Raw genomic sequence first — 23,648 nt, 5'->3', positions numbered from 1 at the left:
GGAGGAGGCCGGGTGTCCCGCCTGACTGGGGCAGGTGAGCAGCGAGGGGCCGAGGTGATCGACGAGCACGGCGATACGATTCCGTTGCCGGTGATCCCGTCGGCCGATCACGCTGAGGAGCCGATCGACCACCTGTCGGAGTCGTACGTCGGCGGTCCGCAGCGCCCGCCGTTCGCGCCGATCCTGAAGAAGGTCGCCCTCGGTGTCGCCGTCTGCCTGGTCGCCGGTGCCGGGTACGCCGGGCTCCAGCACATCGCCAACGCCCCGGCCGATCCGAACGGCGTCGGAGCGCACCAGCCGTCGCAGTCGACCTCGAGCACGCCTGATCAGGCCCAGGCCGGAGTACAGCGGGCGGTCGCGGGCGAAGCGGTGCTGCAGAAGATGACCGACGCGGTCGAGAACGAGGATCGCACCGAGTTCCTGAACACGATCGACCCGAAGGCCACGGCGTTCCGGACCAGCGCACGGACGATCTTCAGCAACCTCAGCGCGCTCCCGCTCGGCACCTTCCAGTTACGTTACGTGAGCGACGACAGCGCTGCCCTGACCCCGGACCGGCAGGCCGAGCTCGGCGGGACGCAGTCCTGGCTGGCGCAGGTCGAGGTCTCCTGGCAGCTCTCCGGGTACGACGTGAAGCCCGCGCGCGAGACGCTCCCGGTGACGTTCGTGACCCGCGACGGCAAGACGTACGCCGCCTCGTTCTCGGAGCGGTTCGTGGCGGGACAGCGTCGGCCGGTGTGGGCGCTCGGCCCGATCGACTTGGCCAAGGGCAAGCACAGCCTGGTGATCAGCCTTGACTCGGAGTCGGAGGCCAGAAGCTACGTTTCGGTCGCCGACAAGGCGGTCGAGTCCGTGACGAAGGTGTGGGGCAAGGGCTGGCGGCAGAAGGTGGTCGTCTACCTGCCCGCGAAACAGGCCCAGATGGAAGGTGTTCTCGGCGCGCAGCCGAACACCTATACCCAGATCGCTGCCGTCACGATGGCCGAGCTGGACACGCCGGCGGTCGGCGCGCCGGTGCGGATCGTCGCGAACCCGAAGCTGTTCGAGGAACTCGGCAAGCAGGGCCGACGGATCGTGCTGACTCACGAGACCACGCACGTCGCGTCGACCGCGACCGCGTCGCCAGTGCCGTTGTGGCTCGCCGAAGGCTTCGCGGATTATGTCGCGTTCACCGCCGTACCCGTGCAGGACGAGTCGGCGGCGAAGGAGTTGTTCAAGGCGGTGCGTGCGGGGAAGGTGCCGGCCACGTTGCCGACACCGGAGGCGTTCGCGGCGTCGGCGACCGAGTTGCCGCAGGCGTACGAGTCGGCGTGGCTGGCCTGCCGGCTGATCGCCGAGCGCGAGGGACAGGACAAGCTGGTGAAGTTCTACCGGGCCGTGCACGCGTCGAAGACCTCGACCGGGCTGCCGGACGCGTTCAAGTCGGTGCTCGGGATGACCGAGGCCGAGTTCGTCGCGGAGTGGCAGAAGTACCTCGAGCGGCTCGCCGGTGCCTAAGAAAGCTTCCAGTCCGTGGGCGCCTCGCGCCGCGGGTGGGCTGCTGGCGCTCGCGCTGGTCTTCACGATCGCCGTCACCACGCCGTGGCACCTGATCGATCTGCCGAAGCCGGACGCCGCGCTGGACTTCACGGCCGCGGAGATCGCCCGCCAGAACGCGTACCGGCACGAGATCCTTCGCTGGTCGACGGCGTCCTGGATCATCTCGGTCGCGGTCCCGCTGGTGATCGGCTTCAGCCCGCTGGGCCGCCGGTTGTACGACGGTCTGCGCATCCGTTGGTGGTTCCTCGCCGTACCGGTCACGGTGGCCGGGATCGCGCTGATCACCAACCTGCTCACCGTGCCGACCGACGTACTCGCCCAGCGGGTCAGCCTGAAGTACGGGCTGTCCGTGGAGAATTGGCGGTTGTGGGTCTGGGACCGCGGCGTGAACTGGGTGATCACCTCACTCGGCGTCGCGATCCTCGCGATTGTCCTGGTGGCGTTGGCGAAACGCTGGCGCCAGGGCTGGTGGTTGCCTGGGGCAATCGCCGCGGCGCTGCTCGTGCTGGGCGTGTCGTTCGCGTACCCGGTGCTGATCGAGCCGCGGTTCAACGACTTCACGTCGATGCCGGCCGGTGCCCTGCGCAACGACTTCCTGAAGCTCGCGGCCGAGGACGGCGTACCGGTGAAGGACGTGCTGGTCGCGGACGCGTCGAAGCGGACCACGGCCTTGAACGCGTACGTCTCCGGCTTCGGCTCCACCCGTCGGCTGGTCGTCTACGACACGCTCCTGAAGGACACCCCGCCCGCGCAGGTCCGGCTCGTGGTCGCGCACGAACTCGGTCACGCCGCCGAGGACGATGTACTGCACGGCACGTTGATCGGCGTGCTCGGTACGGCGTTCGGCATCACGTTGCTGTACTTGTTGCTCGGGGCCCGGATCGCGGACCCCCGGCGTACGGCGCTGCTCGTCGCGCTGATCGTGGCCGGTACGACGCTGGCGAGCCCGATCCAGAACCTGGTGAGCCGCAAGATCGAGGCGCGTGCCGACTACCACTCGCTCCGGTTGACCAACGACCCGCAGAACTTCGTCGCGATGCAGCACGACCTCGCCGTCCGGAACATCTCGGGACTCGACCCGAGCGCCTGGCGGTACTGGATGTTCGCAAGCCACCCGACCGCGCCGGAGCGGATCGCGATGGGCCGCGCCTGGGCCGCCGAGAACGGCGGCACGGTCCCACCGCTGGCCCAACGATGACCGTCCTGGTCGTCACCAACGACTTCCCGCCACGCCAGGGCGGGATCGAGACGTTCGTCCGCTCGTTGTGCGACCAACTGCCCGACGTCGTCGTCTACACCTCCCGCGAGGTAGGCGACACGGCGTACGACGCGACGCTGCCGTTCCCGGTGATCCGGGACCGGACGTCGATGTTGTTGCCCACGGCCCGTGTCACGAAGCGGGCCGTCGGGCTGATGCGCGAGTACGGCGCCGACCGGATCCTGTTCGGGGCGGCCGCTCCGCTCGGGCTGATGGGTCCGGCGCTGCGGCGGGCCGGTGCGCGGCGGATCGTCGCGATGACGCACGGACACGAGACGTGGTGGGCCGGCGTACCCGGGGCTCGGCAGGCGCTGCGGCGGATCGGTGACGCGGCGGACACGGTGACGACGGTGTCGTCGTGGTGTGCCGATCGGATCGCTCCGGCGTTGTCACCGGCGGCCGCTCAACGGATGCGGAGGCTGACGCCCGGGGTCGACACGCGCCGGTTCGCTCCGGGGTGTGGGGGAGAGCAGATCCGCAAAGGGCTCGGGCTGGACGGCGTTCCGGTGGTTGCCTGTGTGTCGCGGCTGATTCGCCGGAAGGGGCAGGACACGCTGATCCGCGCGTGGCCGCGGGTCCAGCAGTCGGTGCCTGACGCGCGGCTGCTGCTGGTGGGAGGTGGGCCGGACCGCGAATACCTCGAGGAACTGGCGGTGAGCACCGGCGTGGCGGACGCGGTGGTGTTCACGGGGCCGGTTCCGTGGGCCGAGATTCCGCCGTACGTCGATGCTGCCGATGTGTTCGCGATGCCGTGCCGGACGCGGCGGTTCGGGCTGGAGCCGGAGGCGCTCGGCATCGTCACGCTGGAGGCGTCGGCCACTGGCAAACCGGTGCTGGTGGGGGACTCGGGTGGCGCGGCCGACACCGTGATCCACGGGACGACCGGGTACCTGGTCGACCCGTACAACCCGGCGGCCGTCGCCGTGCGCATCGTCGAACTGCTCACCGACCCCCGCGAGTTGGGCGCAGCAGGCCGCGAATGGGTCGAGGCCGAATGGACCTGGGCCCGGTCCGGCGCCACGCTGAGAGAACTGCTGGACACCTGATGCCATGAGTCGTGTACTCTGACCGGCATGCACCGAATGTTCCGACTTGCCGCAGCCGTACGAGCTTCATGCTCTCCGGCTGCCGCGGCCTGACATTCACAGACTTCCACCGGCGACCGGAAACGGTTCGCCGGTTTCGTTGTTTCTGTAGCCCGGTGGTCTGGTTCCGGTCCTGAATTCGACAAGGACGAGAACCATGAGCATCAGCAGGACTTTCATCGACTTCTTCCTCGACCGCGAGCACGTCCCGACGACCGGGTCCACGCTCATTCCGCGGCTCGGCGATGCCGTGCTCTTCACGACCTCGGGGATGCATCCGCTCACGCCGTACCTGGAGGGTGAACCACATCCACTGGGACGCAGACTCGTGGGCATCCAGCGATGTCTGCGAACCACCGATCTCGACGAGGTGGGGGATCCGACCCACCTGACGGTGTTCGAGATGCTGGGCTCGTGGTCGCTGGGGGACTACGGCAGCAACGAGACCCTGCGCTGGGGGTACGAGCTGCTCACCACCCGCTTCGGCCTGGACCCGCAGCGGATGTACGTGACCGTGTTCGGCGGCGACGAGCAGGTGCCGCTCGACCAGGAGTCGCTCCGTACCTGGCAGGAGCTCGGGCTGCCGATCGAGCTGACCACCGACGACAACTGGTGGTCGAACGGCCCGACCGGTCCGTGCGGTCCGGACTCGGAGATCTTCGTCTGGACCGGCGACGGTGAGCCGGAGGGTACGCCGACCACCGACGACCGCTGGGTCGAGGTGTGGAACCACGTGATGATGCGGTACCGCCGCCACGACGACGGTTCGCTCGAGGAGCTCAAGCAGCAGAACATCGACACCGGCCTCGGACTGGAGCGGCTGACGATGCTCCTGGAGGGCCGGCAGTCGGTGTACGAGACCTCGCTGTTCGAGCCGTGGATGCGGATCATCCCGAAGCTGTGGACGCTGGACGAGCGGTCGCAGCGGATCGTCATCGATCACCTGCGGTCCAGCATCGTGATCGTCGGCGACGGCGTGCATCCGTCGAACACCGGCCGCGGGTACGTGTTGCGCCGGTTGATCCGCCGATTGTTGACAATCCTCTGGCAGACCGACGAGTCGCGGTCGCTGTCCGACCTGCCGATCGAGTTGTTCGAGCACACGCTGCACCACTTCCACCAGGGCGAGACGGTGACGCTGATCCGCCGGATCCTGATCGACGAGGAGATCCGGTTCAGCAACCTGCTCGACCGGGGCCGCAAGGTGCTCAGCCACGAGCGGTTCCACAAGTCCCTCGACGACACCGACTACGAGTACCTGCACGAAACCCACGGCCTGCCGCGGGAACTGGTGGACTCGCTCAGGTGACCGGATCCAGTACGTCGGAGCGGGGAGCGTCGGGAATCTCCGGAGACGCGACCTTCCCCACCGACGACTGGGCCACGAAGGCGCCGGCCAGCACGATCACGCCGCCGATGATCTGGTTGGTGCGCAGCGTCTCGCCGAGCAGGATCAGCGCGAAGACACAGGCCGCGACCACCTCGACGTACGCGACCGCACCCGCGATCGGCGCCGAGAGCCGCTGTACGGCGGCCGCACCCGCGAGGTAGGCGACGACCGTGCTCACCAGGATCAGCCACGCGGCCATCACCCAGCCGGGAGCGTGCCGCTGGCCGATCGCGATCGAGTCGACCAGCACGTGCCACGGCGTACCCCACGGTGCCGCGATCAGGGTCAGTACGACGGCGCCGACCACGCTGCCCGCCGCCGTCATCACGAGAGGATCCGCGGCGCCGGTCAACTTGTCGATCAGGATGAAGTACGTCGCCTGGCACGCGGCCGCACCGAGGCCGGCGAGCAGGCCGATCAGATCGAGCTTCAACCCGGACCAGATCTCGGCCACCGTCGCCAGACCGACCACCGCGATACTCACCCCGATCGCGGCCGACCGCGGTACGGCGACCTTCTGGCCGAACTTCAGCCACGCGACCACCAGCACCGGACCGGAGAACTCGAGCATCAGCGCCACGCCGACCGGCAGGCGGCTCGCAGCGACGAAGAACAGCGTCTGGCAGCCGGCGATCCCGGTCAGGCCGTAGAGCACCAGCGCCTTCCAGGACGCCCGCGCCGAGCGCAGCCCGGCGCGACCGCGGAAGGCCAGCACGAGCGGAACCAGCACCGCGGCGGCGCCGAGGATCCGTAACCAGGCCGCCTGCTGCGGCGTGAAACCGGCGCCGATCAGCGCCTTCGCGAACGGGCCCGACCCGCCGAACGTGATCGCGGAGAAGACCGCGAACCCCAACCCCACCGACTTCGTGCTGTACATGGGCATAACGCTCTCATGCCCATTACATGGCTGTCGAGTGTGATCTCAGAGGACGTTCACCGCGCGGGCGGCGACGATCGCGACGGTGAGGAGCGCGATCGCCGACTGGACGCCCATCAGCGTCTTCGTGCGGGCCGTCAGCGGCAGCGTGTCGGTCGGGCTGAACGCGGTCGCGTTGGTGAGCGCGACGTACAGGTAGTCGGTGAATCCGGGCAGCCAGCCCTTCCACCCCGGCAGGTCGACGGTCATCTGCGGAAACAGCAGGTCCGCGCGCTCGGTCTCACGCTCGTGCTCAGGCGCCCGCGCGAACGGGCCGCCGCGGTCGATCTCCCAATACCAGACCGCGAACGCGACCACGTTCGTCACCCAGATCAGCAGAGCGCTCTTGACCAGGACCTTGCCTTGGTTGGCGTCCCCGTTGTTCAGGAAGAAGATCATCCCGGCCAGGTAGTACGCGTTCACCGCGACCAGAACCGCGAGCAGGACGAGCTCCACCGACCGCAGCCAGGGCTCGTCGCGGCGCAGGTGGAACGGGTTCATCCACACCAGCGGCAGCAGCAGAAGTCCACCGAGCAAGGGCATGAGCCACCGCGGGAGCGCGTTGATCTGCGTCGGCACGAGCACCTGCAGCACGAGAACCGCGACCACCGCCAGCGAGGCCGGCCAGCGCCGCGTGTGGCGGGTGCTGGGCGGACGCACCTTCGTCGGCTTGTTCATCTCAGCATTCTCGCGCCGCGGGCCGGTTATCCGACGGAGGCGTCGATGACGGCCTGTCCCACTTCGGTACGGCGGTAGTGGACCTGGTGACCGGTACGACGACGTGTCGCAAGACCCGCGTCGTACAACGCCGACAGGTGTTCAGCAACCGTGGCGAGGGCGAGGTCGTACTGAGCGGCGAGCGCACTGGTGGTGGCGGGTGGGTCGAGCGCGACGAGGAGGGTCGCGCGGGTGCGGCCGAGCAGGCGGGCCAGCGGGTCCGGGGGAGCCGGGGCGTCGGACCACAGGCGGGCGGCGCCGCGGGCCGGGTAGACGAGGGTCGGGTGGTACGCCGGGTCGACGACGATCACGAGGTACGGCCAGGCGAAGACCCCGGGGACCAAGAGCAGGCCCTGTCCGGCGAGATCGCGGTCCTCGGAGCGGTAGCGGGCGGCGATCAGGCGGTCGTCCTCCCAGTCCAGGGTCGGGTGCAGATCGTCGAACAGTCCGGCGAGGCCGCCGTCGGTCAACTGCTGGCCGCGGTACGCGATGTCGTCCTCGAGGACGCGGCTGATCAGCGGCCAGTCCGGCTTGATCAGGGTCTCCCAGGCGCCCTCGATCTCGTCGGCGAGCCGCTCGCGGGTGCCGGCCAGGTCGTCGAGCATCTTGTCGATCTCCGGCGCGCCGGGGTTCTTCATCTCGTTCCGCGACCGGATCAGTTCGGTGCGGACCGTGTCGAGCGGGGTACTGCGGACGCGGGCGATCTCGGTCGCGAACTTCGCCCGGGAGGCCTTCGGCGGCGGGGTCAGGAAGTCCGGCGTGAACCCCACACGAGGCTGCACCGCCTTCAGTCCGCGCAGGTCGAGCCGCGCTGCCGCTTCCCGCTTCGCCGCGATCCAGTCGCCGTACAACGGCCGGTGCTTCGATCCGTTCAGCACCCGCACCGCGGACATCGTCTCCCACAACGGCGACGCCCCGAACCGGCACCGCAGCGCGTCCGCCTGCGTGAACCGCAGTACCGTCACGAACCTGAACTTTCGGCCACAACCAAAACTCTACGCCGCACCGCCGTGACGCGTGCAGGCTCGCGGCGTGAGGTCTTACCGAGCTGTACTCAGCCTTCCCGGCCTGCGCGCCGTGTACGCCGCCCACACCGTCTCGATGCTGGGAACCGTGGCGGCGCAGGTCGCGCTGTCCATCCTGATCTTCGAGCGGACCGGATCACCGTTGCTGTCGGCCCTCGTCCTGGCGTGCTCGTTCCTGCCGTACGCCGTGAGCGGCGTGCTGTTCTCGTCGATCGCGGACCGATTCCCCGCGCGCCGTGTCCTGGTCGCGTGCGATGTGGTCAGCGCCGTCGCCATCGGACTGATGCTGACACCGGGAATGCCGGTAGGCGGGTTGCTGGGACTGTTGCTGGTGACCGGGATCGTGGCACCGATCTTCGCGGGCGCACGAGCCGCCAGCCTCGCCCACCTGTTGCCGACCGACCTCTTCCCGGTCGGCAGGTCCTTGCTGAGGGCAATCAGTCAGGTCGCGGTGCTGACCGGGTTCGCACTCGGCGGGATCGCGGTTGCGGTGGTCGGCGCGAACTGGTTGCTGGCGCTCGACGCGGTGACCTTCCTCGCGTCCGCGGTGCTGATCGCGACGGGTACGCCGTACACGCCGCCGGGGGAGCGCAAGAGCAACACAGTCCGCGACTCGTGGGACGGACTGCAGATCCTGTTCGCCAACGCGAAACTCCGCAACCTGATCCTGCTGACCTGGGTGGCCCCGGCGTTCTCGTCCGTCCCGGACGGACTGGCCGTCGCGTACACCGCTCAGGTCGGCGTCGCAGCCGCTGCCGCCGGTGCGTTGTTCACCGGGTACGCCGTCGGCAGCGTGCTCGGCGAGCTCGTCGTCGCGCGGTTCACCCCTTCCGTGCGGCGACGGCTCGTCGTCCCGTTCCTGCTGATCAGCCAACTGCCCGCGATCGCGTTCCTCACCACACCGCCGATCCCGGTCGCAGCGGTACTCCTCGCGATCTCCGGCACGGGGTACGCCTTCAACCAGGGCATCGATCCGCTGATCCTGCAGCACGCCGACCCGTCGTACCGCGGCCGCCTGTTCACCGTCCAAACCAGCGGCCTGATGGCGATCCAGGGCGTCAGCATCGCCCTGGGCGGCGTCGTCGGCTCGTTCCTCGCCCCAAACCTCACCATGGCAGGAGCAGGCGTCCTCGGCACCACAATCACCCTGCTGATAGCCCGTCAGGCCCTCACCACGGAGCCACGTCGGTCAGTGACTCAGGTCCTCTGAAGACGCCGGTTGGTCCGTCTGCCGGGAGCGTCGCGAGGGCGACCGGGACGGCTGCTCCGTCGGCCACAGTTCGCTCGCCGCGTGGTACGGATGCCTGCGTGTTCAGGTCGGTTGGCACCAGGCCCGGTGTGGCGGCGTTCACCTTGATGTTGTCCGCGCGCAGGGCGCTTGCGTAGACCAGAGTCAGGGCGTTGAGCGCCGCCTTCGACGAGCTGTAGGCGAGCAGTCCTTGGGTTGCGAGGCGGCCGTCGAGTTCCGAGAGGAGGTTGACCGAGCCGAGTCCGCTCGACATGTTCACGATCCGCGCGTTCGGCGACCGTCGCAGGAGTGGTACGAAGGCGTTGATCACCGCGACCACACCGAACACATTCACGTCGTACGCCGATCGCACCTGTTCGGCCGTGATGTCCGCGACCGCCGTGCCCCACTCGGACACGATGCCGGCGTTGTTCACCAGCACATCGAGCCGGCCGGAGTCCGCTTCGATCTGCTTGGCGGCAGCCGCGACCGACTCAACGTCGGTCACGTCGAGCTGCACAAACCGCACGTCGCCGACCAGCTCCTCCGCGGCGCGAGCGCCTAGAGCCGGGTTCCGTGCGCCCAGATACACCGTGAGCCCGCGGGTCGCGAGCTGGCGCACGATCTCGTGGCCGATGCCTTTGTTCGCGCCCGTCACCAGGGCGACTTCGTTCTGATTCATGCCTCCAGTCCAGCGCGGACCCACCCCCGCGGACCAACACCGATCAGGTGGTCCGCCATACCCTGGAGGTATGCCGGAGCCAGAGATCCGCGAGCTGCGCTACTTCCGCGCGGTCGCCGAGGACCTGAACATCACCCGCGCCGCCGAGCGTCTGGGCATTGCCCAGCCGCCGCTGTCCCGCGCGATGCGCCAACTCGAGCACCGTCTCGGCGTCGACCTCTTCGACCGTTCCGGCCCCCGCCTCGGGTTGACCGAGGCCGGGGAGACCCTGCTGAAGGAGTCGGGGCCGGTGCTGGATGCGCTCGACTCCGCGGTACGACGGACTCAGCGGGCCAGCCAGTCGTCCGGAGGCCTCGTGGTGACGGCGAAGCCCGGTGTCGCCACAGAGGTGCTGCACCGGATCGTGACGGAGCTCCAGGGTGAGTTGCTGGGGGTGCAGGTCGTGGTGAGCGGGTTCGGGGAGCAGGCTGACATGGTGCGGGACGGACGGGCGGATGTTGCGCTGGTCAGTCGGCCGTTCGACGACCACGGACTGGAAACCGAGCTGCTGTACACGGAGCCGCGGGTTGCTGCGCTTCCGGCGCGGCACGAGTTGGCGACGCGGGACGTGCTGGCGGCCGATGATCTGGCCGGGATCCCGGCGCCGCGGTGGAGCCGAGCCAACGTTGCTGAGCGCAACTACTGGTCGGCGCGGCCGGACGATCCGGTGGACGGGCCGATCGTGCAGGACTCGTCACAGCTGCTGGAGGTGGTCGCTTTCGGGCAGGCGGTCGCGCTCGTGCCGCAGTCGATGGCCGAGCGCAACATTCGACCGGACGTCGTCTACCGGCCGGTGACCGACGTCGAGCCGTACCAGATGCTGGTGGTCTGGCCGGCCGGCAGTCGCTCGGCCGACCTCGCCAAGTTCGTCGAGGTGGCAGTCAGGCGGTCAGGCACTCCTTAGTGCTGGGGGACCTCCGTGGTGGCGGCCCAGCTGGCGAGCAGTTTGAGGCTGTCGGCGGTCGGGCTGCCGACGGGGGCGACGTACGCCAGGAAGGTGAGTCCTGGGTGGGCGGGGAACTCCATCGCCTCGAAGGTCAGATCCAGATCACCGACGACCGGATGGCGGAGCTTCTTCAGACCGGTGCGGTGGAAGCGGACGTTGTGAGCGGCCCAGCGCGTGCGGAAGTCCTCGCTGCGGGTGGACAGCTCCCCGATGAGTTCGATCAGCAACTTGTCGTGCGGATTGCGCCCGGCTTCGGAGCGCAGCATGGCGGCGATGTCGTCGGCCGCGCGCTCCCAGTCCTGGAAGAAGTCGTGTGAGGCCGGGTCGAGGTAGACGAAGCGGGCGCTGTTGGCGGGGCGGCGTGGATCCGCGAGCAGCGGAGAGTAGAGCGCGCGGGCCATCCGGTTCGCCGCGAGCATGTCGTGGCGGGCGTTGCGGACCCAGGCCGGCGCATCGTTCACGGCGTCGAGCACGAGCTGGACGCTGGCCGGAACGGTCGCGGGCGCGGCCTTGCGACTGCGCGCGGGAGTCGGTTCGGCGGCGCGGGCGAGATCGAACAGATGAGCACGCTCGGCGTCGTCCAACTGCAGTGCCCGAGCAAGCCCTTCCAAGACGGTGTCGGAGGCCCCGGCCAGGTTCCCGCGCTCCAGCCGCACGTAGTAGTCGATGCTCATTCCCGCCAGCATGGCGACCTCTTCGCGGCGCAGCCCCTTGACCCGGCGGTTGCCGCCGTACGCCGGCAGTCCCGCCTGCTCGGGGGTGATCCGCGCACGCCTCGAGGCGAGGAACTCGCGGATCGCAGCTCGGTTGTCCATACCTCCACCGTAGACGGGCCCCCGGATCTGAAGGAGGTACTGCCATTACCTGGAACGACAGTGACTCCCGCGGGCACGCGGCGGCCCGTTCACTGGCACACATGGAGAAACTGACGAGACCAGCGACCGCGAAGGGACCGGGCGACTGGTTCGTGGGCGAGGTCTGGTTCGACCAGATCTACCGCGGTGAGGAGCCGTCTCGCGCGCGGGTGAACGTGGTGCGCTTCGCGCCTGGGGCTCACACCGCCTGGCACACGCACGCCATGGGCCAGACCCTGCACGTCACCGAGGGTGTCGGCCTGGTCGGTACCCGGGACGGGCAGGTGATCGTGATGCGCCCCGGCGACACCGTGCACACCCCGCCGGGGGAGTGGCACTGGCACGGCGCGACCGCCGATTGTTTCATGACCCACCTGGCCATCTGGGAAGGCACCGGCAACCCCGACGTACCGGAGACGACCTGGGGTGAGCACGTCACCGACACCGACTACGAGAAAGCACAATCATGACCGAGCAAACCCCCGCCCAGCGGGCGATCGGGGACTTCGCGCCGAAGCTGGTCGAGCTCACCGACGACGTGCTGTTCGGCGACATCTGGGCCCGTGACGAACTCAGCCCCCGGGACCGGAGCCTGATCACCTGCGCCGCGCTCATCACCAACGGCAGCACCGAACAACTGCGAAGCCACCTCGCCCGGGCCAAGACCAACGGCCTCACCGAGACCGAGCTCAAAGAGGTCATCATCCACCTGGCCTTCTACGCAGGCTGGCCGCGCGCCATGTCGGCGATCACCGTCGCCAAGGACGTCTTCGGCGCAGCGGAGCCGGCGAAGTGAGCGGCTGGAGCGAGCAGGAACTCCGCCTCCTCCCTGACGACACCAAGAAGCAGTAACTACCGAAGGATTCTCATGCGAGCCACTTATATGTTCGGCGCCGGCGACGTTCGTGTTGTCGACGTGCCCGACCCGATCATCAAGGAACCGATGGACGCGATCGTCCGTGTTGTGCGGGCCTGCGTCTGCGGGTCCGATCTGCACCCGTACCACTCCCTGGCGGCGACGCCGGACGGCAAATCCATGGGCCACGAGTTCGTCGGTGTCGTCGAGGAGACCGGCAGCGACGTGACCACGGTCAAGGCCGGCGACTTCGTGATCGCTCCGTTCGCCTGGTCCGACGGCACCTGCGACTTCTGCCGCGAGGGCCTGCAGACCTCCTGCCGGCACGGCGGTTTCTGGAACGCCGGCGATGTCCTTGGCGGTCAGGCCGAAGCCGTCCGGGTCCCGCTGGCGGACGGCACCCTTGTCGCCGTGCCGGTCGAAGAGACCTCACCGCTGATCCCGTCGCTGCTCACGCTGTCCGACGTGTACGGAACCGGCTATCACGCTGCGATCAAGGCGAACGTCGGCCCGCGCACCAGCGTCACGGTGATCGGTGACGGAGCCGTCGGTCTGATGGCCGTCCTGTCCGCGAAGCGCCTCGGCGCCGAGCAGATCATCCTCATGGGCCGCCACACCGCCCGCACCGACCTCGGCCGCGAGTACGGCGCGACCGATGTCGTAGCCGAGCGCGGCGACCAGGGGATCGCCCGCGTACGGGATCTCACCGGCGGCGACGGTACTCACGTCGTACTCGAAGCTGTCGGTCACCGGCCCGCCTACGATCAGGCGATCGGTGTCGTCCGGGCCGGCGGCGTCATCAGCCGCGTCGGCGTACCGCAGTACACCGACGCCCCGATCGGGTTCACCAGCCTCTTCCTGCCCAACATCACCCTCACCGGCGGTCCCGCGCCGGCCCGCGCCTACATCGAAACCCTGCTCCCCGACGTCCTCGCGGGCACCGTCGACCCAGGCAAGGTCTTCGACAGCGAGGTCGCCCTCGCCGACGTGGCCGACGGCTACCGCACGATGGACAACCGCACCGCACTCAAGGTGCTGGTCAGGCCCTAGGCGCTCGAGCGGACGACCAGCGGTGCCGTGACGAGTCTGCCCGGCTCGTCCGGCTCGCCGCTGATCTCCCGCAGGGCGCGGTCGAACAGGAAGGCGGCGATGTCCCGCAGCGGGATCCGGGCGGTCGTGAGCGGCGTGTCGAGCATGCTCGCGAACGGGAAGTCGTTGAACCCGGTGACCGCGACGTCCTGACCGACCGCGATCCCGCGCCGCTGCAAGGCCCGCATCGCGACGACCGCGAACGCGTCGTTGTCCGCAACGAAAACGTCCGGCGGGTCCAGCTCCTTGACGTACGCCGCGACCGCTTCGAGCGAACCGAACGATCGCGCCACCGTCGACGGGAACTCCCGGACGAACCCGTCCCGCCGCTGATGCACCCACGGCAGCGGAATGTCCGTCGCCAGGTACACCGCCCGCTCCCGGCCGGTCGACCGCAGATGCGCGGCGACACCGGCCATCGACGTCTCGTTGTCCACGTCGACCCAGCACTGCCGATGCTCCGGCCCTGTCCGCCCGAACGCCACGAACGGGAACCGCCGGTGGCTGAGGAACTCGATCCGCTCGTCGTGCGGCATCGTCTCCAGGACGACGATCGCGTCGACCTGCCGCGCCGCGATCAGCTTCTCGTACAGCACGATCTCGGTCGCGGTGTCGGCGGGGGTCTCGACAACATGGACGCCGTACCCCGGGACCGCGGCGGCCTTGACCAGACCGCCGAGCAGGCTGTGCAGGAACCCGCCCAGGCCCGGGTTGTCGTCGTCCACGAGGTCGTCCTCGAAGGACATCGGCAGGCCGATCACCTGGCTGCGTCCGGACGACAACGCGCGGGCAGCGTGGTTCGGGATGTACCCGAGTTCCTGGATCGCGGCGCGCACGGTCCGGACTGTCGGTGCCGCTACGCGCTGTGGCGCGTTGAGCACGTTCGACACCGTCATCGCCGACACCCCCGCCAATCGGGCGACGTCCGCGACAGTCGTACGCCGCGGCTTCTCTGCAGCCACCGTTCCCCCTTAGTCACACACGATCCGGGCTGATCCACCGACCGGAACGTCGATCGTCCACACCTCAGGCGGAGTCGTCGTCTCTCGGTGCACCTCGTGGCCCGAACAGTCAGACACTACGAGGTCGACATGCCGGTCGCACGCACCTTCGACGTACAGTCGCCGCTCGGCGCCACCGTTCACCACGACGGTGCACGACTCCTGTACCCGCACGACAGGATTCGCGTACACGGCGACCACGGTTTCCCTCGCACCGACCGCGCGAACCTGCGTGTACCGCGCATCCGATCGCGACGGCAGCAATACGCCGTGCAGCAGCGCGTCGGCGTGATCGCGCAGGAATCCGAGCCAGTACCGGACCACCTGCTCGTGCCCGGGCGGCAGCGCGTCCAACTCCATCGACACCTGCGGTGTACTGAACAACGCACCGATGAAGTGCTGCGCGACGTTCTCCGCCGATGCCGACGGGTCCCACATCAGCATGTCGGAGTGCACCGCGCGGTCACCGGCCAGCAGCCGGCAGTCGATCGTGCGGACACGATTCTCCACCGGGTCGAGCGCACAGTCGCCGGCCCGCAGGAACGTGCCGAACTGCCAGAGCCTCGGGTGCACGTAGTCCTGACGGAACTCGATCAGCACGTCGGGCCGCAGCTTCCGTAGCTCGTCAGTGACGGCCTGCAAGAACCGCTCCACGCCTTCGTCGACGGAGGAGCAGTCACCGCCCGGTGCCGGAGGGACGCTGCTCCGCGCCCAGGAATCGATGAAGTCGATCTTCAGGCCGTCGACGCCCCAGTCACGCACCGGACGAACGCAGCACTCCAGGAGGTGTTCGCGTACCTCGGGATAGCGGGGGTCGAGGACGGCGGTCACCTCGCCGTCGGCAAAGCCGAGTGTGCGGTCCTTCAGCTTGTCCCAGGCCTTCGAGTGCACACCGATCAGCGCCGGCGCGATCCACAGCACGTACTGCTGGCCGAGCGCGTGCACGCGACGTACATGCTCGGCCATGTCGGGGAACTTGTGGCTGGTCGGCTCCCAGTCGCCGCAGTACGCGTACCCGCGCCGCGTGTCGTCGGTCTGCCAGCCGTCGTCGACGATGACCGCCTCGGTGCCGTACGCCGCTCCCGCGCGGGCGTGCCGCTCGACGGACTCGGCCGAGACGTGCTGGTGGTCGCTGTACCAGGTCGAGTACATCGCCTGTCGCGCGACCGGCGGTACGTCGGCGATCCGGTCACCCAGCTCGGCCGCCCACTCCGCCGTCACGGCACGCAACGCCTCGGCGAAGTGCTGGGCCCGCACATCGATCCGCAGCGCGAAGCCTTCGCCCTCGAGATCCGTCACGGTCAGCTCGATCAGCTGTTCCGCGGTCTCCTCGCTCACCCCGACGGCGAAGTCGCAGCCCCGGACGTTCGACGACAAGGAGATGGTCAACAGGCTGCGGTCCTGCGGATCGACGAGCGTGGCGACGGGTGCGGAGCGGACGGAACGGACGTCGCGGTGCGAGCCCCAGTCCGTCGGGAGGTGACGGCGTGATCCCTGGGCCGCCTGCCAGAGCGTCACCGCGTCCCCGCCAGGCCAGGTCCAGCGCAGCGTGACCGGACCGTCGGCAGCGACGTCGGCAACCACGTCGTACCGCAGGACACCGGGCTCGGCAGCCGCGCGCTCGGTGAGCGTGCCGGGGCCGGTCAGGCTTGCGCTGCGGACGGTACGACCTTCGGCGGAGCGGATCTCAAATGTCGTCACCTGCCGGACTATAGCGGTAAAACTGAATGCTCCGAAGCATTGACGGAATTGCCTGACGTCCCTATGTTTTACCGCTAATATCCGCCTTCTTCGAGAAGCCGTCGGGCCGGCTCTCAGCTCCGACCTCGCCGGTGTGGCCGTCTGCCGAAAACCGAACCAAGAGAAGGAGAACTGTGATGCCGATCAATGAAATGCCCGTGGGGCGACCGATCACACGCCGTGGTTTCCTGGCCAGTGCGGCCCTCGCCGGAGTGGGCTCGAGCGCGTTGCTCACCGCCTGCGCCGGCGGTAGCGCGGGGGGCACCTCGGCCGGGGGCAACGGCGGCGCCGGCGGCGGCGCGGGAGGCAAGGGCGGCACCGTGACCTGGGCCTCCTGGGCGAACCCGGGCGAGGCCGAGCGGTTCCGGCAGATCTCGAAGGACTACGAGGCCGCGCACGGGACCAAGGTCACCTTCCAGGTGGTCGTCGGCGACTACGGCGCCAAGCTGCTCACCCAGCTCGCCGGCAGCAGCGCCCCGGACGTCTTCTACGTGCAGGACTCCGGCATGCAACGGCTCATCCAGAACAAGAAGGTCGCCGATTTCACCGAGTTCACGGCGAAGGCGGACGCGCCCGTCAAGATCGACGACCTGTACCCGAACCTCATGGGCTGGTGCAAGCCTGCCGACGGCAGCCCGGGCACCTACGGACTGGTCGTCGACTGCAACCCGATCGTGTTCTGGTTCAACAAGGACATGTGCGAGGCCGCCGGCGTCACCCAGAACCCTGCGCAGCTGCACGAGTCCGGCGGCTGGAACCGGGACGCCGTCGACGACTTCCTGACCAAGATCAAGGCCACCGGCAAGCGGGGCATGGTCCTGGAAGGCGGCTTCGGCCCCATGCTCAGCTGGATGACCGCGTTCGGCGGCAAGGTCGCCGAGGGCAACAAGATGATCTTCAACGAGGACGCCAAGTCGATGGAAACCCTCGAGTGGCTCTGGGAGGGAATGGCCAATGGCAACATCACCTACGGCGGGTCGCTGCCGAAGGGGCAGGCCATCGACGCCCTGTTCTACAGCCAGCAACTCGCCAGCTGCCAGGTGGGACGCTGGATCCTGCCGAACCTCAAGAAGCTGAAGTTCGGCTACGACATCGCGCCGTTCGCGTCCGCCGACGGGAAGACCGTCCCGCCGGTGATCGTCTACACAGCGGCCATGGCCGTGAACGCCAACGCCAAGGACCCCGAAGCCGCGATGTACTTCGCGACCCGGTTCGTCAACAAGGACGGGCAGAAGGCCCGGCTCTCCGGCGGAGGCAACGCCGTACCGTCCGTCGCGGGTCTGGACGAGGTCGTGATGGAGAACAAGCAGCCCGAGCACTGTGCCTGGTTCACCGAAACCGCCAAGAAGGGCTACGCGATCCCGTCGGCCATCGCGTCCAAGGCGGAGGTCGGAGCCAACCTCGGCACCGAGATGGACAAGTCGATCAAGGCCGGCGACAGCGCGAAGGTGTGGGCCGACAAGATCTGCAAGTTCATCAACAACGGGAAGTGAGACATGGCGCTCGCAGTGGATGTGAAGCGCAGACGGCGGACCGAAGCGCTGTGGGGGTACGCCTTTCTCACCCCCCAGCTCATCGGCCTGATCGCCTTCATGGTGGGCCCGCTGGTCTTCGCCATCGTCCTGTCGTTTTCGAGCTGGGACGGTCTGGGTTCGCGCACGTTCGTCGGGCTGCAGAACTTCATCGGTGTCTGGCAGAACGCCCAGTTGCGGCAGTCCTGGCTGAACACCGCGTGGTTCACCGCCCTCCAGGTCCCCGGACTGTTGATCACCGGCTTCTTCTTCGCGTTCTTCATCCAGAAAGCGGGGCGGCTGACGCCGTTCTACCGGATCTTCTTCTTCGCGCCGCAGGTCACGTCGACCGTCGCGGTGGGTGCGATCTGGCTCTGGCTGCTGAACCCCGATATCAGTCCCATCAACTCCCTGCTGAAGTCGCTCGGGCTGCCCAACCCGCCGGACTGGCTGCAGAATCCGCGGACGGCGATCCCTGCGATCGTGGTGGTGTCGATCTGGCAGGGCCTCGGCTACATGATCGTGATGTTCGTCGCCGGTCTGCAGAACATCTCGCCCACCCTGATGGAGGCCGCCGACATCGACGGCGCGTCGGAATGGCAGAAGCTGCGCAGGATCACCGTGCCGCTGCTGTCGCCGACCATCCTGTTCCTGTCGATCACCTCGATCATCGGGTCCTTCCAGGTGTTCGACTACATCTACTTCTTCTTCGACACCACAGCGCCGGCGAACGCCCACACGATCGTGTACGACATCGTGAACTTCGCCTTCCGCCAGTTCAAGTTCGGGTTCGCCGCGGCCATCGCGGTGTACCTGTTCCTCATCCTGCTGGCGCTGACCGGCCTCCAGTTTCTTGCTCAGAAGAAATGGGTGCATTACACCGAATGACTTCCTCATCAAGCGAGATCGCCGCCCGGGACCTCGAGGCGGCGCGTCGGAAGAATGCTTCTCATGGCCTGCGCGGCGGGCGGTTCAAGCCGTCCTGGATTCCGCTGCACCTGCTGCTGGTCGCGGGTTCCCTGGCGATGTTCGTGCCGTTCCTGTGGATGTTGTTCTCGGCCCTGAAGCCGCTCGACGAGATCTTCGCCCAGCCGCCGAAGCTGCTGCCGAAGCTCTGGCAGCCGCAGAACTTCGTCACCGCTTGGCAGGGCGCCGACTTCGCCCGCGCGTACTTCAACAGTGTCTATATCGCCGGTCTGGTCACGGTCCTCACCCTGATCACCTGCTCGATGGCCGCCTACGCCTTCGCGCGGATCCGTTTTCCGGGGCGGAAAGTGATCTTCGGCATCTTCCTGGCCACCTTGATGGTTCCGTTCCAGCTGACCGTGATCCCGCTGTACGTCATCATGGGGCAGCTCCGCTGGATCGACACCCACCTGGCGCTGATCGTCCCGCCGGCGTTGTTCAACGCCTTCGGCGTCTTCCTCCTGCGCCAATATGTCCGCGGCATTCCGCTGGAGCTGGAGGAAGCCGCCTCGATCGACGGCGCGGGGCGGGTCCGGATCTTCACGACCATCATCCTGCCGCTGCTGCGTACCCCGCTCGTTGCCCTCGGCATCTTTGTGTTCCTCGGTCAGTGGAACTCGTTCTTCTCTCCGCTGATCTTCCTGAACAGCGATCGGAACTTCACGATTCCGCTCGTGGTCAACCAGTTCAAGGGCGCCTACTCCTCCGATTGGACGAGCCTGATGGCGGCCACGACCATGGCGGCGCTGCCGATGCTGCTGATCTTCATCATCGCCCAGCGCCAGATCGTGCAAGGTATCGCTCTGTCCGGCTCGAAGACCTGACAGACCGGCATCACGTTCTCAGATGGGAAGTGACCCTCTGATCGCCGGCCGGTACGCCGGGAGCGCTTCCGCCAAGGTGGGATAGTGCTCCAGCGGCCGGCCGGTGCCGGTGGCCCGCGTGAGGTCGGCCAGCCACTGGCCGGCTCCGGAGGCGCGCAACCAGCCGCCGTGCCGGACAGCCAGTTCGTGCGCGTCGGCGAGAACCTCGAGGCCGGTCGCCTCCATGGCCGTGACGCGCCGCAGGTCGACGACGAGCCGCGGCAGCTTGGTGGTGATGACGTGTTGGAGTTCGTGGGCGAAGGTGGGGGCGGTACGGACATCGACGGTGCCCGCCACCCGGACGACCGCACAGTCACCGACAGCACTCCAGCTACAGACGAATGGTCCGCTCACCTCTGCCGGTCGGTGGGCGGACCTGATCGCACGGGGTGGTTTCATGCGTCCCAGTACCCCGCGGCTAACCTGCACGGCGCCCCAGCGAGCACAGCGTCCGGGCCGGACCCGTGAGGCCCGGCCCGGACGTGCCTGTGATCAGTTGACGATGATCTTGTCGACCTCGATCGTGACGCCCTTGACGAGTGGCGTCGAGGTCCCGGTCGTGACCGTACCGGTGCCCTTCTGCACACCCTTGATGTTCATCGAGTACGTCATCGACCCACCCGGGGCTCCCGGCGTACTCGTGATGCGGTAGTCCATGACCGGCGGACCGACGATCTGACTGCCGGCCGTGCCTTCGAAGTTCTCCGCACCGACCGTCAGGCCGTACCCCGCCGGCGGACTGCCGGGCAGGTTGCCCGGGTCGTAGGCGTAGGTGATGTCCTCGGCGCCGTTCACACCGATCCACTGCTGGAAGACCTTCAGGCTGTTCGTGCCGAACAGGTTCACCCGCCACTCGAGGACGAGCCAGGTGGACACCCCGTCGGTGAGCGTGCCGGCGAAGATGCCTGGCGCTCCGGTGCCGTCGAGATCGGTCCAGTACGACGCGAGCACGTTGTTCGGACGCGCCGGGTCCGGCAGGTTCTGCGGCAGGAACTGGACGTCGTCACCCGAGCTGGTGCCGCCGACGACCGTGTAGCCGTTGGAGGTCACCCCGACCCGGTTGTACGACTGCCCGGCGTACGTGAACGGCGGCACGGTGAAGTTCAGTGCCTGTTCGTCCCCGATCGGGATCGGGGCGATGCCGAACGCGTCGAGCGGGATGTACCCGGCCAACGATCCCGGCGCGATGACCGGACTGTCGGGCTCGCGCCCGGCGAGCGTGGCCGTCTTGGTCGCGATCTGCGGGCCGACCTGGGTCGCGCCCGTGACGCTGGTCAGCCGCAGTTGCGAGCTCAGCGTGCTGACTGCCGTCACGTCCGTGGTCTGCAGACTGTTGTTCCGCACGGTCACCGTGCAGGTCGACTGACCGGTGTTCCGCGCGATGGTGGACGGCGCACAGGTCTGGTCGATCGGGACGATGCCCTCCTGGCGGAAGAACGCCACCGGCAGGTGCAGGGCCCGGCTGCCACCGACCTGCTTGAGGTTGACCTGCCCGAAGTACTGACCATCAGGTACGTCGGGTGCCGTGATGGCGATCGTCAGCTTCTGTGACTTGCCCGGCTTCACCTGGAACGCCGGAGGCAGCACGGTGATGTTCGCACCGCTGACCGTGGTCCCGGACGCCATGAAGGTGAGGGTCTGGTTGGTGACGTTGGTGACCGTCCGCTGGGCGGTGATCAGGCCGGGCATGGTCGGTGCGTTCACCGACGGCAGGTTGAGATCGATCCGGTTCAGCGGGTCGGTGGCCGAGGTCGCGTAGTTCGCGGCGGTCTCGTCCAGTGTCAGACCGGGGTCGCCGGCCTTGGTGAGGTCGATTCGCCCGCCGCCGTAGTCGAACGGGTCGGCCTGGGTGGTGCGATCCGGTTTGGTGACCGTCGTCTTCGCGGTCGTCTCGAGCGCCGACTTGATCTGGCCGGGCGTCCAGGACGGGTGCAGGGCGAGGACCAGTGCGGCGGAGCCAGCCACATGTGGCGACGACATCGACGTACCGGCGATCACCTGGTACAGGTTCCCGGGCGGGCCTTCGGCCGGTGACTCGGGTGTCGGCGTGGCTCCGGCCATGATGTGCAGGCCGGGTGCGGTGACATCGGGTTTGAGGAAGTCACCACCGGGGCCGCGCGACGAGAACGACGTCATCACGTCGCCCTGCCAGGTGGTCTTGGTGCCTTGCGTGAACGTTGCCGTGGTCCCTGGGTGCGCCGCGAGGAATGCCAGCAGCGCGTCGGCGTCGGGCTTCTCGAGCTGCACGGCCGGCACCCAGTGGTTGTCGGTGAAGACGTCGGACGGAGCCGTGGAGTTGTACATCAGCATTCCGGACGCGCCGCCCTGCAGGATGTTGAAGCCCTTCATCACGCGGCCCGGGGTGAACTGACAGGCGACGATCTTGCCGGTGAACACACCCGGTGGTGCCGGCGTGTTGCAGGTCGCGTCGGTGTACCCAGGGGTGCTCCCGGCGAGTACGACGGGCAGCGGTGAGCTGATACCCGGGGTAATCGACGCGCCGGAGACCGTGGCGGTCACGCCACCACCGGCCAGCGTGACCGTCGAGCGGAAGGTGCGGCTCTGCGTGGACGCCGCGACCGTGGTGACCCACGGGCCGCGGTGGTCGGTGGTCGCCGCGCCCGGACCCGAGTTTCCGGCCGAGGCGGAGACGAACACACCGGCGGCGTACGCGTCCAGGAACGCGAGCTCGACCGGGTCGCTGTACGGGTCGCTGCCGCCGGATATCGAGAAGTTGATCACCCGGACGCCGTCGAGGATGACCCGCGCGACGGCCGCGGCCGAGTCGCTCGGGAAGCACCCCTCGGCGCCGCAGACCTTGTAGACCGACACAGCTGCCGCCGGTGCCATCCCGGCGACCGCGCCGCGGTCGATGCCGAGCGGGTTGGCGTGCGCGACCGCTGCTCCGGCCGAGGTCGAGGCGGTGTGCGTGCCGTGACCGTTGGAGTCACGCGCGCTGTCCGGGTAGACGTCGCCGCCGATCACCGCGTTGTAGGTGTCGAGGAACGGCCGGCCGCCGATCAGCTTGTTGGTGCAGTTGAACACGTCGGCCGCGGGTGTCAGCGGGTTGTCGCCGAAGTCGCACACGCGCGGCGTGGCGTCGGCGGTCGGCGGTGGTGCGGGCAGGCCGCCCGGGTCGGCGAAGGACGGGTGCTCCGGCCAGGCGCCGGTGTCCAGGACGCCGACGATGACGCCCTTGCCCGAGTTGGCCGAACCACCGAGCTGGTTGTAGATCGTCGGGGCACCGATGAAGGCGCCGCTGGAATCGGTGAGCAGTTGCTGCGGGTTGTCCTGCTGGACCGCGGCCACACCGGGCAGCTTCAGCAGGTCGCGCGCCTGGTTCGCCGGCACGCTGAGCGCGATACCGCCGTACACGGTGCGCAGCCGCTGGCCTGCCCTCGCGCTCGGGACCTTCGACTGCATCGCGGCGAGGAACTTGTTCTCCAGCGTGGCCACGTGCTTCAGGTACTTCGTGGCGTTCGCGCCCTTCACATCGAGGCGCTTGCCGGTGACGGCCGGGCTGGTGCCGGGCAGGCCCTTGATCCCGCCGCGGTACGCCGCCAGCGAGTCGTAGTCGAGCTTCACGACCACCCGGACCTGCTTGGGGGACGTGCTGTTCACCAGCGCGGGATCGCTCTTCGCGAGCTGGCCGCTGGGTGACTTGGCGCCGTTGACCGTACTGGCGACGGTCAGAGGCGTCGCGGTCCAGGGCCGGCCGTTCGGCGCGGTGGGGGACGGATCTGCGGCTGACGCGGTCATTGCGGGCAGCAACGCAGCGACCAGCAGACCGGCGGACACACCGGCCGTGACACTTCGAGTGGCGGTACGACGATGACCTCGTCGGTGATGCGGTGACCTCATGCGCGGGCCTCCAGAGAGACGGAACGCCGTCGCGGAAGGACGCAGCATTGGACGTCAGGAGACCCCCAGGTCGAAACGCAGT

At 68.3% G+C, this 23,648-nt stretch carries 21 protein-coding genes; 12 read left to right on the top strand and 9 right to left on the bottom strand.

What is annotated here, in order from left to right; genetic code table 11:
- Window positions 1–12: 12 nt before the first annotated feature.
- The 4 genes from EV649_RS02470 (at window position 13) to EV649_RS02455 (ending at window position 5,191) form a co-directional block, all read left to right on the top strand.
- Window positions 13–1,497, top strand: a complete 1,485-nt coding sequence (locus EV649_RS02470) for a hypothetical protein (RefSeq protein ID WP_130380055.1) — start codon at window positions 13–15, stop codon at window positions 1,495–1,497.
- A complete protein-coding gene (locus EV649_RS02465) occupies window positions 1,490–2,737 on the top strand; it encodes a M48 family metallopeptidase (protein ID WP_130380053.1) in 1,248 nt (415 codons plus the stop codon). The genes EV649_RS02470 and EV649_RS02465 overlap by 8 nt, the downstream gene beginning before the upstream one ends.
- Window positions 2,734–3,843, top strand: a complete 1,110-nt coding sequence (locus tag EV649_RS02460) for a glycosyltransferase family 4 protein (protein WP_130380051.1) — start codon at window positions 2,734–2,736, stop codon at window positions 3,841–3,843. Before EV649_RS02465 ends, EV649_RS02460 begins: the two co-directional genes overlap by 4 nt.
- Before the next feature lie 196 nt (window positions 3,844–4,039).
- Window positions 4,040–5,191, top strand: coding sequence for an alanine--tRNA ligase-related protein (locus EV649_RS02455; protein ID WP_130380049.1), 1,152 nt, complete (start codon window positions 4,040–4,042; stop codon window positions 5,189–5,191).
- Here EV649_RS02455 and EV649_RS02450 read toward each other — a convergent pair.
- Genes EV649_RS02450 through EV649_RS02440 form a run of 3 tightly spaced genes read right to left on the bottom strand, consistent with a single transcriptional unit; the run spans window position 5,184 to window position 7,870 of the window.
- A complete protein-coding gene (locus EV649_RS02450; protein ID WP_241997670.1) occupies window positions 5,184–6,149 on the bottom strand; it encodes an EamA family transporter in 966 nt (321 codons plus the stop codon). The two genes, EV649_RS02455 and EV649_RS02450, sit on opposite strands and share 8 nt — an antisense overlap.
- A 45-nt stretch (window positions 6,150–6,194) precedes the next feature.
- The gene (locus EV649_RS02445; RefSeq protein ID WP_130380045.1) at window positions 6,195–6,866 is read right to left on the bottom strand and encodes a DUF1345 domain-containing protein; all 672 of its coding nucleotides are present in this window, start codon (window positions 6,864–6,866) and stop codon (window positions 6,195–6,197) included.
- Window positions 6,867–6,892: 26 nt separating this feature from the next.
- A complete protein-coding gene (locus EV649_RS02440; RefSeq protein WP_130380043.1) occupies window positions 6,893–7,870 on the bottom strand; it encodes a DUF5937 family protein in 978 nt (325 codons plus the stop codon).
- 67 nt (window positions 7,871–7,937) lie between these two features.
- Between EV649_RS02440 and EV649_RS02435 the strand changes: the two genes are divergently transcribed.
- Window positions 7,938–9,140, top strand: a complete 1,203-nt coding sequence (locus EV649_RS02435) for an MFS transporter (protein WP_241997669.1) — start codon at window positions 7,938–7,940, stop codon at window positions 9,138–9,140.
- Here EV649_RS02435 and EV649_RS02430 read toward each other — a convergent pair.
- Window positions 9,100–9,840, bottom strand: coding sequence for an SDR family oxidoreductase (locus tag EV649_RS02430; RefSeq protein WP_130380041.1), 741 nt, complete (start codon window positions 9,838–9,840; stop codon window positions 9,100–9,102). The genes EV649_RS02435 and EV649_RS02430 overlap by 41 nt on opposite strands.
- Window positions 9,841–9,910: 70 nt before the next feature.
- On the opposite strand from EV649_RS02430, the gene EV649_RS02425 reads away from it, so the two are divergent.
- A complete protein-coding gene (locus EV649_RS02425) occupies window positions 9,911–10,783 on the top strand; it encodes a LysR family transcriptional regulator (RefSeq protein ID WP_130380039.1) in 873 nt (290 codons plus the stop codon).
- Here EV649_RS02425 and EV649_RS02420 read toward each other — a convergent pair.
- The gene (locus tag EV649_RS02420) at window positions 10,780–11,640 is read right to left on the bottom strand and encodes a helix-turn-helix transcriptional regulator (protein WP_130380037.1); all 861 of its coding nucleotides are present in this window, start codon (window positions 11,638–11,640) and stop codon (window positions 10,780–10,782) included. The two genes, EV649_RS02425 and EV649_RS02420, sit on opposite strands and share 4 nt — an antisense overlap.
- Before the next feature lie 101 nt (window positions 11,641–11,741).
- Here EV649_RS02420 and EV649_RS02415 point away from each other — a divergent pair, with 101 nt between their 5' ends.
- The 3 genes from EV649_RS02415 to EV649_RS02405 all read left to right on the top strand — a co-directional run bounded on the left by EV649_RS02415 (window position 11,742) and on the right by EV649_RS02405 (window position 13,585).
- The gene (locus EV649_RS02415; protein ID WP_130380035.1) at window positions 11,742–12,149 is read left to right on the top strand and encodes a cupin domain-containing protein; all 408 of its coding nucleotides are present in this window, start codon (window positions 11,742–11,744) and stop codon (window positions 12,147–12,149) included.
- The gene (locus tag EV649_RS02410) at window positions 12,146–12,475 is read left to right on the top strand and encodes a carboxymuconolactone decarboxylase family protein (protein ID WP_130380033.1); all 330 of its coding nucleotides are present in this window, start codon (window positions 12,146–12,148) and stop codon (window positions 12,473–12,475) included. The genes EV649_RS02415 and EV649_RS02410 overlap by 4 nt, the downstream gene beginning before the upstream one ends.
- A gap of 72 nt (window positions 12,476–12,547) precedes the next feature.
- Window positions 12,548–13,585 carry an alcohol dehydrogenase catalytic domain-containing protein gene (locus tag EV649_RS02405; protein WP_130380031.1) on the top strand — a complete coding sequence of 346 codons (1,038 nt, stop codon included), beginning with the start codon at window positions 12,548–12,550 and terminating at the stop codon, window positions 13,583–13,585.
- Here the strand turns inward: EV649_RS02405 and EV649_RS02400 are convergent.
- Window positions 13,582–14,586, bottom strand: coding sequence for a LacI family DNA-binding transcriptional regulator (locus tag EV649_RS02400; RefSeq protein WP_130380029.1), 1,005 nt, complete (start codon window positions 14,584–14,586; stop codon window positions 13,582–13,584). The two genes, EV649_RS02405 and EV649_RS02400, sit on opposite strands and share 4 nt — an antisense overlap.
- 9 nt (window positions 14,587–14,595) lie before the next feature.
- On the bottom strand, window positions 14,596–16,326 hold the full coding sequence (locus tag EV649_RS02395; RefSeq protein WP_130380027.1) for a glycoside hydrolase family 36 protein: 1,731 nt from the start codon (window positions 16,324–16,326) through the stop codon (window positions 14,596–14,598).
- Window positions 16,327–16,502: 176 nt separating this feature from the next.
- On the opposite strand from EV649_RS02395, the gene EV649_RS02390 reads away from it, so the two are divergent.
- The 3 genes from EV649_RS02390 to EV649_RS02380 are packed head-to-tail and all read left to right on the top strand — an operon-like array spanning window position 16,503 to window position 19,666.
- Window positions 16,503–17,858, top strand: coding sequence for an extracellular solute-binding protein (locus EV649_RS02390; protein ID WP_130380025.1), 1,356 nt, complete (start codon window positions 16,503–16,505; stop codon window positions 17,856–17,858).
- Between the two features lie 3 nt (window positions 17,859–17,861).
- Entirely contained in the window at window positions 17,862–18,764 is a 903-nt protein-coding gene (locus EV649_RS02385; protein ID WP_130380023.1) for a sugar ABC transporter permease, read from the top strand.
- Entirely contained in the window at window positions 18,761–19,666 is a 906-nt protein-coding gene (locus EV649_RS02380; protein WP_130380021.1) for a carbohydrate ABC transporter permease, read from the top strand. Before EV649_RS02385 ends, EV649_RS02380 begins: the two co-directional genes overlap by 4 nt.
- An 18-nt stretch (window positions 19,667–19,684) precedes the next feature.
- Here EV649_RS02380 and EV649_RS02375 read toward each other — a convergent pair whose 3' ends face one another.
- A complete protein-coding gene (locus EV649_RS02375) occupies window positions 19,685–20,104 on the bottom strand; it encodes an STAS domain-containing protein (RefSeq protein ID WP_130380019.1) in 420 nt (139 codons plus the stop codon).
- 93 nt (window positions 20,105–20,197) lie between these two features.
- A complete protein-coding gene (locus tag EV649_RS41930) occupies window positions 20,198–23,566 on the bottom strand; it encodes a S8 family serine peptidase (RefSeq protein ID WP_130380017.1) in 3,369 nt (1,122 codons plus the stop codon).
- Between the last annotated feature and the right edge of the window lie 82 nt (window positions 23,567–23,648).

The sequence above is a fragment of the Kribbella sp. VKM Ac-2569 genome (genome assembly GCF_004216905.1).
In the GTDB taxonomy this organism is placed as follows: domain Bacteria; phylum Actinomycetota; class Actinomycetes; order Propionibacteriales; family Kribbellaceae; genus Kribbella.
Note: the sequence above shows the minus strand (reverse complement) of the source record. Positions and strands in the feature narration are given on the sequence as shown.

Coding starts and splice junctions, on each gene's coding strand:
- EV649_RS02460 (WP_130380051.1), top strand. CDS start 2,734: ATGACCGTCCTGGTCGTCACCAACGACTTCCCGCCACGCCAGGGCGGG.
- EV649_RS02455 (WP_130380049.1), top strand. CDS start 4,040: ATGAGCATCAGCAGGACTTTCATCGACTTCTTCCTCGACCGCGAGCAC.
- EV649_RS02450 (WP_241997670.1), bottom strand. CDS start 6,149: ATGTACAGCACGAAGTCGGTGGGGTTGGGGTTCGCGGTCTTCTCCGCG.
- EV649_RS02445 (WP_130380045.1), bottom strand. CDS start 6,866: ATGAACAAGCCGACGAAGGTGCGTCCGCCCAGCACCCGCCACACGCGG.
- EV649_RS02430 (WP_130380041.1), bottom strand. CDS start 9,840: ATGAATCAGAACGAAGTCGCCCTGGTGACGGGCGCGAACAAAGGCATC.
- EV649_RS02425 (WP_130380039.1), top strand. CDS start 9,911: ATGCCGGAGCCAGAGATCCGCGAGCTGCGCTACTTCCGCGCGGTCGCC.
- EV649_RS02420 (WP_130380037.1), bottom strand. CDS start 11,640: ATGGACAACCGAGCTGCGATCCGCGAGTTCCTCGCCTCGAGGCGTGCG.
- EV649_RS02415 (WP_130380035.1), top strand. CDS start 11,742: ATGGAGAAACTGACGAGACCAGCGACCGCGAAGGGACCGGGCGACTGG.
- EV649_RS02410 (WP_130380033.1), top strand. CDS start 12,146: ATGACCGAGCAAACCCCCGCCCAGCGGGCGATCGGGGACTTCGCGCCG.
- EV649_RS02405 (WP_130380031.1), top strand. CDS start 12,548: ATGCGAGCCACTTATATGTTCGGCGCCGGCGACGTTCGTGTTGTCGAC.
- EV649_RS02390 (WP_130380025.1), top strand. CDS start 16,503: ATGCCGATCAATGAAATGCCCGTGGGGCGACCGATCACACGCCGTGGT.
- EV649_RS02385 (WP_130380023.1), top strand. CDS start 17,862: ATGGCGCTCGCAGTGGATGTGAAGCGCAGACGGCGGACCGAAGCGCTG.
- EV649_RS02380 (WP_130380021.1), top strand. CDS start 18,761: ATGACTTCCTCATCAAGCGAGATCGCCGCCCGGGACCTCGAGGCGGCG.
- EV649_RS02375 (WP_130380019.1), bottom strand. CDS start 20,104: ATGAAACCACCCCGTGCGATCAGGTCCGCCCACCGACCGGCAGAGGTG.
- EV649_RS41930 (WP_130380017.1), bottom strand. CDS start 23,566: ATGAGGTCACCGCATCACCGACGAGGTCATCGTCGTACCGCCACTCGA.